Consider the following 12,573-nt stretch of genomic DNA (forward strand, 5'->3'; position numbering starts at 1 on the left):
AAACTGGATTCGAACAGAAAGATAGTTTAATAAGTTATCTTCTTGAACTTTAAATGTCCTTGTTTCTATGCCAATGGCTGTTGTTCCGCTCTTTTTAAGGATGGCTAAGGAAGGGATTCCATGATAAGACATATTATTGAGTTCAAAGTACTAAAATGAATGAACAACTTGAAAAGTGAATAGAGGATGGGGGCTGGGATGCTAAAAATATTGGGATCTATCTTAGCGGTTAGTGTTATTGCATTATCAGGATATGGTGTGATTAGCCAAAACTTTGAGTTTATGTCCTATTTAATGCTGCTTCTTGGTGCACTTATGTTGGTATCTGGATTAATTGAACTTCAAGAAGACAGGAAGAGAAGTATTGGATATCTGTTTATTGTAGTTTCCTTATTTATTTTCGCCGTTTCTATAAAGGATGTCTTATAGATCTAATGGTGGTTTTGCTTTCATATCAAGAGATGGAATCAGGTCTTTTTCTAATGCAGCTAACTCGGGCATGACCTAGAGAAGATAGAGGATTAAATCCCTTATATCTTGGACTTCTTCTTATTGTAGAAACGGGCAGATTATCGGAAGAAGAGAAATAGACAATTGCGCAATGTATACTGTGAAAAACTTGCTTGTTTAGCACCGATTATTTTTAATTTCAAAATAATCGGTATACTAAAGTGATAACTATATAGTGAATAGGAGAATAAATATGTTTGTTACTACAGATGATGGAGTTCAACTTTATGTGGAACGACGTGGTAAAGGCATTCCTTGTCTTTATCTACATGGCGGTCCTGGTTATTGGAGTAAATCTTTTAGTGATTTGGCTGGACATCTATTGGAAAGCCATTTTGAAATGATTTACGTAGATCAAAGAGGTTGTGGTCGCTCTTCGCATCAATCACAAGATTATTCATTAAAGAGACTGACTAAGGACATAGAAGAAGTTAGGAAGCATGTAGAAATAGATAAGTTTTATTTATTGGCCCATTCTTTTGGCGGCATTTTAGCAGTAAATTATGCGAAAAATTTCAGTGAACATATTTGGGGGATTCTATTAATGAATGTGACTCTAAATATGAAAGATTCCTTCAATCATCAATATAGAAAAGGCTTAGAAATGTTAAATGCTGAATCACTAGCGAGTGAAGAGATGGATAATATGATGAAAGAGTATCAATCTGTCCAAATGCAGCTTCTAGAAAGGAATATGTTTTTCTCGCTTCAGTTTAAAGATGTAAAAAATAAAATACATATAGATGAAATCGATAAAGATTTCTTATCTAATCCTGAATTCCAAAAATATATCTTCTCGTCAAGTGATTACTTTCAAGATTTCACCTTAATTACTGAAGAAATAAAACAACCTGTGTTAGTTTTGGTTGGCAAGTATGATAATGCAGTTGGCCCCGAGCATCATCAAGATTTTCAATTCCCTAATTCTCTTGTTCGTATTCTTGATACTGGACATCACCCCTATGTTGAAAACCCTCTGGATTATCAAGAGGTAATTATAGATTTTCTAAACAACCACATAAAACAATCCATCATTAATTAGGTACAAAATATTATGAAGTCCGTAAAACGGTTATTAAGAGTATGCTTGAATTGGAGGGGCATTGATCTAAGAAGAATTAATGCCCTAATATGTTGAACTCCTTATTGTAGAAACTAGGCAGGATCGTTCAAGAAGGATTTGATAAATGTCGTAAAGAATAATATTAGTATGATAATTTTAAAAGAATTCTTTTTTTAGGAGTAGGTTTATTTTGAATAATTGGATTGAACTTTCAGATTCAGAATCTGACCTAGTATGGGATATGGTATATGGAAAGTTTAAGTTTAAACCTAGTAGAAGTAATTTCCCTTCATTTAAAGTGCCAAAGCCTTTTATTACATATGATATTTCCAGTTATTTTTGTTGGTCAGGAGACGTAGAGGAGATAAAATGGCTTTATCGTAATCTTGAAGAGAAATCTTTATTAGCTTTTCAGGAATTAATAAATGAAAATGAGTATGTTTATGCTTTAGATTGGCAACATCCTTGCTATTGGGTTAATCCCTTTTTAGCGTTTCCAAGAGATGAATTTAATGAGTGGCTAGTTCCTATTTTCCCTAATGGAGATTATTATTTCTTTTTACAAAGAGAATTTAATTGGGGATTATTAGGTCACCCTTGGGAGAAGTCCATTACTGTTTTTGGTCATGAGTTAATACAAGCATTAGAAAAACATAAACCTAGAATGTTTCATACCATTTTACGAATAAAGTAAGTAGCTTAATGAACAACCGATGCAGCAAACGTTCAACAACCAGTTCAACCACTTCCTATCTGGAGGTGGCTGTTTTTATATATTAGATGAAAGGAATTGCAACACTCCTTACGAAAGCATAATCCAGTACTATGAAACAAGCTTAATCTTAGGTGGGTTGGAGTTTCTTAAAACCCCTCGTTGATCTAAACCGCTACTGATCATTAATCAGTAGCGGTTTTTTTATGATGTACATCTAATCAGCGACAATTGGTATCCTGCTAAGTAACAATAATCGAAATTTTTTTCATTAATTCTAAAAATAAAGAAAATTATTTACAGCCTATTTCCTCCCATGTTATATTGAAACTGGAAAACATAACAATAAATGTTAGAGAGTGTGAGCGAGATGGGATTGGACAAATTTAAAGGGATTTTTCCGGCTTTTTATGCTTGTTACGATGACTTAGGAGAGGTGTCGGAGGAGCGAACGAAGGATTTATGTGGGTACCTTTTGGAAAAAGGGGTTAACGGACTTTATGTCGGCGGGAGCTCTGGTGAATGTATCTATCAGAGCCTGGAAGAAAGAAAGGCAACATTAAGATATGTTGCGGAAAGCCTGCAAGGGAAACTGACGTTAATGGCTCATGTTGGTGCACCGTCCACGAGAGACAGCGTCCGTTTGGCTAAGTATGCCGAGGAATTAGGGTATGATGCGCTATCCGCGATTCCTCCGATTTATTTCAAGCTTCCTGAAAGCTCGATTTACGCTTATTGGACGGATATTATGGAGGCTTCTACGCTGCCGTTCGTTATTTATAATATCCCGCAGACAACCGGTTACAGCTTGTCTATGAATCTCTTTACGAAATTGCTTGAGAACGATAAGGTGATCGGGTTGAAGAATTCGTCTATGCCAGTCATGGATATTGAAAGGTTTAAAGCGGCGGCAGGGGAGGACTTCATTGTGTTCAATGGCCCTGATGAGCAGTTTGTATCTGGCCGGCTAATTGGGGCAGACAGTGGTATTGGTGGTACTTATGCGGTGATGCCGGAGCTTTTGCTGGCAGCTGAAGAGTTTGTCTCAACAGGAAATTTTGCTGAGGCGAGACGGATTCAAAAGGATATCAATGATATTATTATCGCGCTTTGCTCCTTGAATGGATCCATGTATTCCGCCATCAAGGAAGTATTGAAGCTTAATGGGGTCAACATAGGAAGTGTGCGGGCGCCATTAGAGCCAGTGAGCGGAGAGGATCTAGAGAAAATAGTCGACATAAAAAATCTGATCGATCAATCCATTCAAACGTATGCAAAACAGGGCTGAGAAGAAACGAATCGTTTGCTTTGGAGATTCAAACACCTGGGGATTTGACGCAAGCACGGGTGGAAGATTTCCTGAAGGGATACGTTGGACAACACTTTTGCAGGAGCATCTTGGTGAGGAGTATCAAATAGTAGAGGAAGGTCTTCCAGGAAGAACAGCCGTATTAGATGACCCCTTATTGGAAGGCATGAATGGAAGTGCGTATCTGCAGCCTTGTTTAATGAGCCATTCACCGCTTGAACTCGTCATTATCATGCTTGGGACGAATGATGCCAAAGAGCGCTTTGGTCTTACATCCTATAATATCGCACAAGGAATCGCCAAGCTTTCCCTTAAGGCTAAGCAGCTCTTGTCAGGACACAACGGACTGAATTCACCTGTGTTAGTCGTTGTGCCGCCGCCGATTGGACCGGAATATGCAAAGACACCAATCGGTAAATCGATGGGGAAAGACTGTGATGATAAAACGGAGCATTTAGCCAGCCATTTGACGGAGCTTTTACAGGAATCTGGTATTGAGCTTCTTGATTCGAAGGGCAAGGTTCCTATGAACCGGATTGATTATATGCATCTCGATGAGGAAGGCCACGAGCTTTTAGCAAAGCTTGTCTTCAATAAAGTAAAGACCATTTTAGGAGATGGATAGGGGGAAGGTATATGTTTAAAAAGCGTTATCTGACTGTATTAACGGCTATGCTGCTCTTGCTGGTGATTGTCACGGGTTGTTCCAATGATTCAAAAGAGTCAAATGGGAAAGAATCAGATCAGGTGGAAATTTCTGTTTGGCTGACTCCTCAATGGAAGGGTGTCATGGATGGTTCAGAGGATGGGGCAGATTATGACAGCTTCTTCAAATATGCTGCCGAGAAATTTTCCAAGCAGTATAAGGAGCATGATGTAAAGGTTAATGTAGAAGTGATTGCAGGAGATCAAAGGGATGAGCTCCTCAATGTCAATCTAAATGGGGGAACACCTCCTGATGTGTTCTTTGAAAGCGTTTTTGCGATGGGGGATTATGCCCACAGGGGAGCTTTAGTGCCATTAAACGATGTGATTGATGATGAAGCGAAGAAGGATATCCCGGAAAGCTACTGGGAAAGCGTCACCTTTGGGGAGGATATTTATTTCTATCCATTCTCCCATATGCCTGGTACATTAGCGTACAACGCGGATATGTTTAAGGCGGCAGGACTCGACGAATATATTGCCGGCGAGAATGAAATCGGCACTTGGACATTGAAGGATTATGAAAAGATCCTCAAAGGCTTAAAGGATAATCTGCCAAAAGACAAGTATCCAAACGCTTATCCAATGGGGCTTTATGCACTGAATAATCAAGGTGATACATGGAACTTAGCTTACTTACGAATGTTTGGCAATTCATTCTTCGATAAGGACGGCCATATCACCCTTGATGACGCGGATGGAGTGAAGGCAGCTGAATGGCTGAAGAAGGTTTATGAGAGCGGGTATACAAACCCTGGAGCTGAATCGGTTTCGTCCAATGATGCGAATGCGATGTTCCAGAATCAACAGCTGGCGATCAGCTTCACGAATTCCGTCTTGGCTACCAATGCTAAAGCAGATATGGAAAGCGGAAAAACACAGAAATTTGATATGAGACTAGCGAATATTCCATCTGAAAGTGGAGATCCGCTTACCTTTACTTATGTAACCGGAGCGGCCGTGTTTAACACAAATGATGAAACACGCATGAAGGTCAGCAAGGATTTCGTTCAATTTGTTTCCTCTGATCCAGAGCTTGTTAAGGCTTCAAAAAATGGAATACCGGTACGGGATTCCGTTATCGAAGAGTTCAAGAATGATAATCCGCTCTTCGCCGCTTACAATGACAATGCCCAGTATATGTTTAACTTTACGGGGAATGTCCCTGGATACAGTCAATTGAGACAGGTCCTCTATCCAGAGCTTCAGGCCCTTTTCACTGGTGATAAGACACCGAAGCAAGTCGTGAAGGATTATCAGGAAAAAGGAAACCAAATCATCGAGGAATCAAAAGCGAACTCGGTCATCTATCAGAAATAACCCTGCATTGAGAATGGATAACAATCTTAAGCTCTGAAAAAGAGCTTAAGATTGTTATATAGAAAGGTAAGGGAATACCATGCAGATTACGAAATCATTGAAGGAAAACATAACGGGGTATCTTTTTATTGCGCCGCAGCTTTTACTCTTTCTAGTCTTTATCGTCTATCCGATCATTGAAGGAATCCGGCTAAGCTTATTCCGGATTAATTACCAGCAGGAGACGTTCGTCGGTTTTGAAAACTATCAGCGATTATTCGCCGACCCTGTCTTTATGAAATCAACCGTCAATACGGTCATCTTTGTCATCTGTATTGTCGCGTTAACCGTTGTATTTGCCCTCTTTGTGGCTTCCGCTATCTTTGATAAGAATGCCAAATATGTCTCCTTCATTCGGGGCAGTTATTACATACCTGTTATGGTGTCTATGGTCGTCATGAGTATGGTTTGGAGCTTTTTGCTTAATCCTGCTAACGGCCTCATTCCATATGCGGCAAGAGAATTAGAAATAGTCTCGGTTAATTTCCTCGGAGATAAAAGCCTCGTGCTGCCAGTGATTATCTTTATCACCTTTGCAACGAACATAGGTCAAGCCATTATCCTTTATGTCGCCTCCATGATTGGGGTTCCAAAGGATGTTTTTGAAGCAGCTGAAATCGATGGCGCTAATCGGATGACCATCATCTTTAAAATCCTGATTCCGCTTGTTAAGCCCACAACTATCTACATAATCATTATGAATATCATCGCCGTATTAAAGATTTTTGTCGTCATTCAGCTCTTAACCGGCGGTGGACCGAACAATGCATCAACCACTCTTATGTACTACTTATACAATAATGCATTCAAATATAACCAGCTCGGCATCGCTTCAGCTGTGGGGGTCATCATGTTCTTGATTACCTTGGTCCTATCCATTCCGCAGTTAAGAATGATGTTTAAGAAAGATAAGGGGTGAGAGGCTTGTTTGGAAAGAAGAATAGGAACAAAAAGAAAAAAGAAAAAATCGATATCATCATAAATGGATTCGTCGTTTTCTTTGCCCTTCTCAATTTATTTCCGCTATATTGGCTGATCACGAGCTCCTTCAAGAACAGTGCTGATGTGGTGAAAATGCCGCCGGATTGGTTCCCAAAAACGATATCCTTTGCGAACTATGTGGATGTCTTCAATAATCAGCCTGCCTTTAGATGGGCCTATAACAGTATTTATGTCTCCCTCGTTTCGACCATTGCCTTAGTGATTGTCAGCAGCCTGGCTGCTTATGCCTTTTCAAAGCTGAATTTTAAAGGGAAGAATATTATTTTTATCATCTTCATCTCTAGCCTGATGGTACCAAAGGAAGTCATGATCGTTCCTTTATTCCGGATTATCCAGGATTTCGGCATGGTCAACACGTTAAATGGCATGATCTGGCCGAATGTTGCCACAGCGTTTGGGGTATTCATGCTGAAAGGCTTCTTCGACTCCATTCCTGATTCCTTGCGTGAATCAGCCAAAATGGATGGGGCGAGTGAATTTACGATTTTTTATAAAATCATGCTACCGATGGTGAAGCCTGGGATTGGGGCATTATTTATTCTGAATTTTGTCCAAGTATGGAATGATTACCTCTGGCAGCTAGTCGTAGGCCAAAATGAACATTCGAAGACGTTAATGGTCGGTATTGCTACCTTGATGCAGGATTTAAATCCGAACTTTGCCTATAAGATGGCTGGTGCCACAGTAGCCGCTGTTCCTATGCTGATCATCTTTATGATGTTCCAACGCTACTTTACAAAAGGGATATCCATTGGGGCAGTCAAGGAATAAATTCGGGAGATGGAGATGGGAAAATGAACAGCCAGAATAAGATATTGAACCAACTGGAAGGAACGTTGATCGTTTCGTGTCAAGCGCTTCCTGAGGAGCCGCTCCATAGCCCGTTCATTATGGGGAGAATGGCGCGTGCCGCAATGCTTGGCGGAGCACAAGGAATTAGAGCGAATAGTATTGAGGATATAAGAGAGATAAAGAAAAATGTCGACCTGCCCATCATTGGCATCATCAAGAAGGTTTATGAAGGGTCAGATGTCTTTATCACACCAACGATAGAGGAAGTGGATGCCCTTTACGATGAAAAGGTCGAAATCATCGCCCTTGATGCAACCAAAAGGGTAAGACCGGACGGGAAGACCATCAGTCAGGTGTTCCCTCTCTACCGTGAGAAATATCGCGACCAATTGTTTATGGCGGACTGTTCAACAATCGAGGAAGCAGAGGAAGCCTGTCGATTAGGCTTTGATTGTTTAGGGACGACATTAAGCGGCTATACGGACTACTCAAATCATGGTGATTTGCCTGACCTTGAGCTGATTAAACAAATGGTGGAACGCTTTGATATTCCCGTAATCGCCGAGGGCGGGATTTGGACTCCTGAAGAACTGAAAAGTGTCTTTGATCTTGGCGTCCATTGTGCCGTTGTTGGAACGGCCATCACTAGGCCGATGGAAATCACGAAGAAGTTTCTTCATGCAATCGAGGGATGAGAGATGAATATATTAGGAGCAGATATTGGCGGTACATCGATTAAGATTGGGATTTCGGATGAGCATGGTCATCTTACATCTTTTGGCGAGTACCCCTCTGAGAGCAAAAAGGGCGGCAAGCATTTAGTCGAGAGATTGATTCAATACATAACAGAAAATCCTGGATTTGAGGCGATTGGAATCAGTACGGCTGGTCAGGTTAATGTAACGGACGGATCAATCCTTTATGCCAATGATAATATCCCTCAATATACGGGAACCAGATTAAAGGCGATCCTAGAGCATGAATTTCATGTGCCGGTTTTAGTCGAGAATGACGCCAATGCGGCAGCAATCGGCGAGGGAGCATTTGGAGCGGGGAAGCCTTATGATGATTTTCTCTGCTTAACCTATGGTACAGGGATTGGGGGAGCGATTGTATTGAACTCCCAAATTCATAGAGGGTATAATGGCATTGCGGCAGAATTTGGTCATATGATTACCCATCCATTGGGTTATCCATGTAATTGCGGCCGGCGTGGCTGCTATGAAACGTATGCCTCTACCACTGCATTAATTCGAAAAGCTGCCGAAATAGATCATGAATTCACCAATGGCCGAATCATTTTTGAGGCGATTAGCCAAGGAGACAGCAGGCTTGAGAAAGTGCTGGATGAGTGGGTAACGGAGGTGGCGTATGGTCTCACCTCTTTAATCCATGTATTTAATCCGCCAGCCATCATCATAGGCGGTGGAATCATGGAGCAAGACATGCTGGCAGCAATGGTAGACCGTAAAGTCAGGGAGCTGATCATGGAAAGCTATGCGGATGTTCAAATCTTGAAAGCAAGACTTGGCAATAAGGCTGGCGTCCTAGGAGCGGTATCCCTGCATAGTAAATAGCAATAGAAGAAGAGGTGTATAAATGGCTTATCAAGATATTTTTTCTCTAATCCACTCAAGATACGCTTCTTTCACAAACACCGAAAAAAAAGTAGCCGACTACATTCTAGCAAATACGAAAGACGTCCTTTATATGTCGATAACCGATCTGGCAGACGCCTGTCATGTCGGCGAGTCAAGTGTGTTTCGATTTTGTAAATCGATTGATCTCAAAGGGTATCAGGAATTTAAGATCGTATTGGCCCATAGTGTCTCTTTAGAGGATGAAACGCCTCAGCTATCAAGTCAGATTACGATGCAGGATACCATTCCAGAACTGTCATCCAAGATCCTGTCGACCAATATCAATGCACTGACCGAGACCTACAATCTTATCGATGAACAGGATATCGCAAAAGCAGCTGAGCACATGATTAAGGCAGATCGGATTCATTTTTTTGGCGTAGGATCATCATTAGTGACGGCGATGGAAGCAAAAAGCAAGTTTATGAGAATAACAAATAAAACAGAATGCTCGATGGATTCTCATCTTCAGGTTATGTCCGCTTCCCTATTGACGGAAAAGGATGTCGCGATCCTGATTTCCTATTCCGGTTCAACAAAGGACACGATTGAGATTGCAAAGGTCGCCAAAGAAAGAGGTGCGACTGTCATCTCCATCACGAGATTTGCTAAATCTCATCTCACGAGTTATTCGGACATCACCTTATTATGCGGTGCCAATGAAGGACCGCTGCAGGGCGGGAGCCTGACCGCTAAGATATCGCAGCTCTATCTATTAGACCTTCTATACTTCGCCTATTTCAAGGGAACAAATAAGGAATCGATCTACAATAAGGAGCTTACAGCGAAAGCAGTCGTTGAGAAAATGCTGTAGGGTTGGAATATGAGTGTTAGTAATGAGGCCTTCTTATCCGTTCATGGAACGGAGGGAGGTCTTTTTTCTTTAGAATTGTGGGTCAGCCTGTAAAAAGGAGGGGATATGATTTTTTTGCAGAAAGAATATAAGAGCGATTCTCTCCTAACGCTTGGAGATGGTTTTAAATTTAGGCAAAAGAGGGAGTTAGCATGCGTGAACTAAGTGAAATTTATACAGATTGGCAAGATAAGCTGGATCAGGACGAATGGTATTTCAGTCCTTCTTTTGAAAAAATAATTGAGCGGTTAACACCGATTGAAGCGTATGATTCTATTCCATCCGTGATAAATGAACTGATCAAGTTGAGGGAGCCTTATTTAATCGGAGAAACGCTAGATTTCTTACATTCTATCTATCATAAAGCAGATACAACCGAGGTACATCCGGTCGTTAAGCGAGAACTTAAGAATATAGAAACGGTCGTTCAAAATGTTGGTGATGATTATTGTAAAAATGCTTTACGGGAATGGAAAACTTTTTTGAGGATAAAGTAGACATTAAACTACGAATACTAGGAAGTTTGTTAGAAGGGATAATTTGATCGACAAGATTAAATAAAGGGGAGAGGGTTATGAGTAAATCATTTATTGAACAAGTACATTATATTAGAATTCCTGTAAAAGATTTAGAACGGTCAGCCAAATGGTATCGAGATGTATTAGGGCTCCAGTTACTCAACCATTCTGAGGAAAGAGCCATCTTAAAAGTAAATGAGGGACCATTCTTGCTTATCTTAGTTCCTACCGAAGATGAAACATTTGCCCATTTTACCATTGATCATGAACAGGAATTTAGCATTGGCTTTACAAGTCCAGAACTATCAAAGTTTCATCAACACTTAATGGATAATCAGGTTAAGGTCGAGGATATACAAGAAGATCATGGTCATACTTTTTTCCACTTTTATGACCCCAATGGCAATAAACTTCAAGTCCACTGGTAAGGGGCCTGTACCTGTACTTTTTATTTATGGTGATATTCCGTATTCTCGTTTTGTCCTTATTCTTGATGATGGATAAATGGAGAAGAAGGAGTCAGCATTCACATTTGGGGAAGGGAACTAGGGCTTATTGACAACGAAGATATGAGGATAGCCTTGTTTAGAACAGGGCTATTAGCCTTTGTGTATTCCAAATAAACGCAAACTTTGACATATTTCCAAAGTCATAGATAAATAGATTCATTTTTCAGTAAACTTAGTTTGTTCACTGGATAAACTAAAGGTGACTTGCTATAATCAATCTCAACAAGAGGGATACATATTTTCCTGACCCAAATTGAAAGCCCTTACATTCTGTTTGATGAAAGGAGGACAGTTCTTCGAATTTAAAAGCTTGTATAAATGAAGGGAGAGAACAAATAATGCCTAAAGGATTACGTATGAAGCTTTTCTCTGGTGCGGCTGCAGCCTTATTATTATCCAGTGGTCTGTCCAGTGCTTCTGCAGGGCCGGCAACGAAACCAATTAGTGCGATGAAAGCCCCTGTTGAGCTTGATGAACGGTATAAGGATTCATTTGATATAGGGGCAGCCGTTGAGCCGCATATGCTCAATGGGAAGGATGGCCAAATTCTTAAACGCCATTTTAATAGTCTGGTTGCTGAGAATGTGATGAAGCCGATTAATATCCAGCCTGAGGAAGGCAAGTTTACCTTCAAGGATGCGGATAAGATTGTCAAATTTGCGAAAAAGAATAAAATGGAGCTCAGATTCCACACGTTGATCTGGCATAGTCAGGTGCCAGATTGGTTCTTCCTTGATAAAGAAGGCAACAAAATGGTGGAAGAGACCGATCCGAAGCAAAGAGAAAAGAATAAGAAGCTCTTATTGAAGCGATTGGAGACGCATGTAAAGACAGTTGTGAAGCGATATAAGAATGATATTACCTCATGGGATGTCGTGAATGAGGTGATTGACGAGTATGCTGGGAATGATAAGGGTCTCCGGGAATCTCCTTGGTATCAAATCACCGGTACGGATTATATTAAAGTAGCCTTTGAAACAGCCGACAAATACGCCAAAAAAGATGCCAAGCTCTTTATTAATGATTACAACACGGAGGTAGAGCCAAAGAGAACGTATCTTTACAATCTAGTGAGTGAACTGGTTGAAGAAGGTGTACCGATTGATGGAGTCGGGCATCAGGCCCATATCCAAATTGGGTGGCCAACCTTAACGGAGATTGAGGATTCCATTAATCTATTCGCTGGTTTAGGACTTGATAATCAAATCACTGAATTAGATGTCAGTCTATATGGCTGGCCGCCAAGACCGGCATACCCGACCTATGATGCCATTCCGGCGAGTGAGTTTGAGCGCCAGGCTGTTCGTTATGATCAACTGTTCGAGCTGTATGAGAGACTGGATGATAAAATCAGCAGTGTTACCTTCTGGGGTGTCGCTGACAACCATACATGGCTCAATGACCGTGCAGAAGAATATAATGACGGCGTAGGGGTTGATGCGCCATTTGTGTTTGATAATGAATACAATGTAAAGCCTTCTTATTGGGCGATAATTGACAGATAGGGATGAATGTAGGGAAGGGGTTCCTTGAGCAGTTTTGCTGGCTCTCGGAACTCTTTTCTATTTAGGGAGAATCCGAGTCTAGTAAAATAGATGAGG

Annotated in this window: 14 protein-coding genes; all 14 read left to right on the forward strand. The window is 40.8% G+C overall.

The window, feature by feature from the left end:
- The first annotated feature begins 198 nt into the window (after positions 1-198).
- The 14 genes from ACI35L_RS07740 to ACI35L_RS07805 all read left to right on the forward strand — a co-directional run bounded on the left by ACI35L_RS07740 (position 199) and on the right by ACI35L_RS07805 (position 12,477).
- Positions 199-429: a DUF3953 domain-containing protein gene (locus ACI35L_RS07740; RefSeq protein ID WP_439802600.1), complete on the forward strand. Its 231-nt coding sequence runs from the start codon at positions 199-201 to the stop codon at positions 427-429.
- 274 nt (positions 430-703) lie between these two features.
- Positions 704-1,552: an alpha/beta fold hydrolase gene (locus ACI35L_RS07745; protein WP_439802601.1), complete on the forward strand. Its 849-nt coding sequence runs from the start codon at positions 704-706 to the stop codon at positions 1,550-1,552.
- Between the two features lie 211 nt (positions 1,553-1,763).
- The gene (locus tag ACI35L_RS07750) at positions 1,764-2,267 is read left to right on the forward strand and encodes a DUF2716 domain-containing protein (RefSeq protein WP_439802602.1); all 504 of its coding nucleotides are present in this window, start codon (positions 1,764-1,766) and stop codon (positions 2,265-2,267) included.
- 388 nt (positions 2,268-2,655) lie between these two features.
- The gene (locus ACI35L_RS07755) at positions 2,656-3,573 is read left to right on the forward strand and encodes a dihydrodipicolinate synthase family protein (RefSeq protein WP_439802603.1); all 918 of its coding nucleotides are present in this window, start codon (positions 2,656-2,658) and stop codon (positions 3,571-3,573) included.
- On the forward strand, positions 3,557-4,219 hold the full coding sequence (locus ACI35L_RS07760) for a GDSL-type esterase/lipase family protein (protein WP_439802604.1): 663 nt from the start codon (positions 3,557-3,559) through the stop codon (positions 4,217-4,219). Before ACI35L_RS07755 ends, ACI35L_RS07760 begins: the two co-directional genes overlap by 17 nt.
- 11 nt (positions 4,220-4,230) lie before the next feature.
- Entirely contained in the window at positions 4,231-5,619 is a 1,389-nt protein-coding gene (locus tag ACI35L_RS07765; protein ID WP_439802605.1) for an ABC transporter substrate-binding protein, read from the forward strand.
- Between the two features lie 79 nt (positions 5,620-5,698).
- The gene (locus ACI35L_RS07770) at positions 5,699-6,577 is read left to right on the forward strand and encodes a carbohydrate ABC transporter permease (RefSeq protein WP_439802606.1); all 879 of its coding nucleotides are present in this window, start codon (positions 5,699-5,701) and stop codon (positions 6,575-6,577) included.
- 5 nt (positions 6,578-6,582) lie between these two features.
- On the forward strand, positions 6,583-7,431 hold the full coding sequence (locus tag ACI35L_RS07775; RefSeq protein WP_049671075.1) for a carbohydrate ABC transporter permease: 849 nt from the start codon (positions 6,583-6,585) through the stop codon (positions 7,429-7,431).
- Positions 7,432-7,454: 23 nt separating this feature from the next.
- Complete coding sequence (locus ACI35L_RS07780; RefSeq protein WP_439802607.1) at positions 7,455-8,147, forward strand: N-acetylmannosamine-6-phosphate 2-epimerase; 693 nt, start codon at positions 7,455-7,457, stop codon at positions 8,145-8,147.
- A gap of 3 nt (positions 8,148-8,150) precedes the next feature.
- Positions 8,151-9,029 (forward strand): ROK family protein, encoded by an 879-nt coding sequence (locus ACI35L_RS07785; protein WP_439802608.1) that lies wholly within the window; start codon positions 8,151-8,153, stop codon positions 9,027-9,029.
- A 22-nt stretch (positions 9,030-9,051) separates the two neighbouring features.
- Positions 9,052-9,906, forward strand: coding sequence for a MurR/RpiR family transcriptional regulator (locus ACI35L_RS07790; RefSeq protein WP_439802609.1), 855 nt, complete (start codon positions 9,052-9,054; stop codon positions 9,904-9,906).
- Positions 9,907-10,097: 191 nt separating this feature from the next.
- Positions 10,098-10,442, forward strand: a complete 345-nt coding sequence (locus tag ACI35L_RS07795; protein WP_053103748.1) for a hypothetical protein — start codon at positions 10,098-10,100, stop codon at positions 10,440-10,442.
- Positions 10,443-10,519: 77 nt separating this feature from the next.
- Positions 10,520-10,891 carry a VOC family protein gene (locus tag ACI35L_RS07800; RefSeq protein ID WP_439802610.1) on the forward strand — a complete coding sequence of 124 codons (372 nt, stop codon included), beginning with the start codon at positions 10,520-10,522 and terminating at the stop codon, positions 10,889-10,891.
- 419 nt (positions 10,892-11,310) lie between these two features.
- Positions 11,311-12,477, forward strand: a complete 1,167-nt coding sequence (locus ACI35L_RS07805) for an endo-1,4-beta-xylanase (protein ID WP_439802611.1) — start codon at positions 11,311-11,313, stop codon at positions 12,475-12,477.
- Positions 12,478-12,573: the final 96 nt, after the last annotated feature.

Origin of the sequence: Pradoshia sp., from assembly GCF_051873915.1 — a bacterium.
Lineage (GTDB): Bacteria > Bacillota > Bacilli > Bacillales > Pradoshiaceae > Pradoshia.

Excerpts from the sequence above, each read along its gene's own strand:
- ACI35L_RS07740 (WP_439802600.1), top strand. The coding sequence starts at position 199 with ATGCTAAAAATATTGGGATCTATCTTAGCGGTTAGTGTTATTGCATTA.
- ACI35L_RS07745 (WP_439802601.1), top strand. The coding sequence starts at position 704 with ATGTTTGTTACTACAGATGATGGAGTTCAACTTTATGTGGAACGACGT.
- ACI35L_RS07755 (WP_439802603.1), top strand. The coding sequence starts at position 2,656 with ATGGGATTGGACAAATTTAAAGGGATTTTTCCGGCTTTTTATGCTTGT.
- ACI35L_RS07760 (WP_439802604.1), top strand. The coding sequence starts at position 3,557 with ATGCAAAACAGGGCTGAGAAGAAACGAATCGTTTGCTTTGGAGATTCA.
- ACI35L_RS07765 (WP_439802605.1), top strand. The coding sequence starts at position 4,231 with ATGTTTAAAAAGCGTTATCTGACTGTATTAACGGCTATGCTGCTCTTG.
- ACI35L_RS07770 (WP_439802606.1), top strand. The coding sequence starts at position 5,699 with ATGCAGATTACGAAATCATTGAAGGAAAACATAACGGGGTATCTTTTT.
- ACI35L_RS07780 (WP_439802607.1), top strand. The coding sequence starts at position 7,455 with ATGAACAGCCAGAATAAGATATTGAACCAACTGGAAGGAACGTTGATC.
- ACI35L_RS07785 (WP_439802608.1), top strand. The coding sequence starts at position 8,151 with ATGAATATATTAGGAGCAGATATTGGCGGTACATCGATTAAGATTGGG.
- ACI35L_RS07790 (WP_439802609.1), top strand. The coding sequence starts at position 9,052 with ATGGCTTATCAAGATATTTTTTCTCTAATCCACTCAAGATACGCTTCT.
- ACI35L_RS07795 (WP_053103748.1), top strand. The coding sequence starts at position 10,098 with ATGCGTGAACTAAGTGAAATTTATACAGATTGGCAAGATAAGCTGGAT.
- ACI35L_RS07800 (WP_439802610.1), top strand. The coding sequence starts at position 10,520 with ATGAGTAAATCATTTATTGAACAAGTACATTATATTAGAATTCCTGTA.
- ACI35L_RS07805 (WP_439802611.1), top strand. The coding sequence starts at position 11,311 with ATGCCTAAAGGATTACGTATGAAGCTTTTCTCTGGTGCGGCTGCAGCC.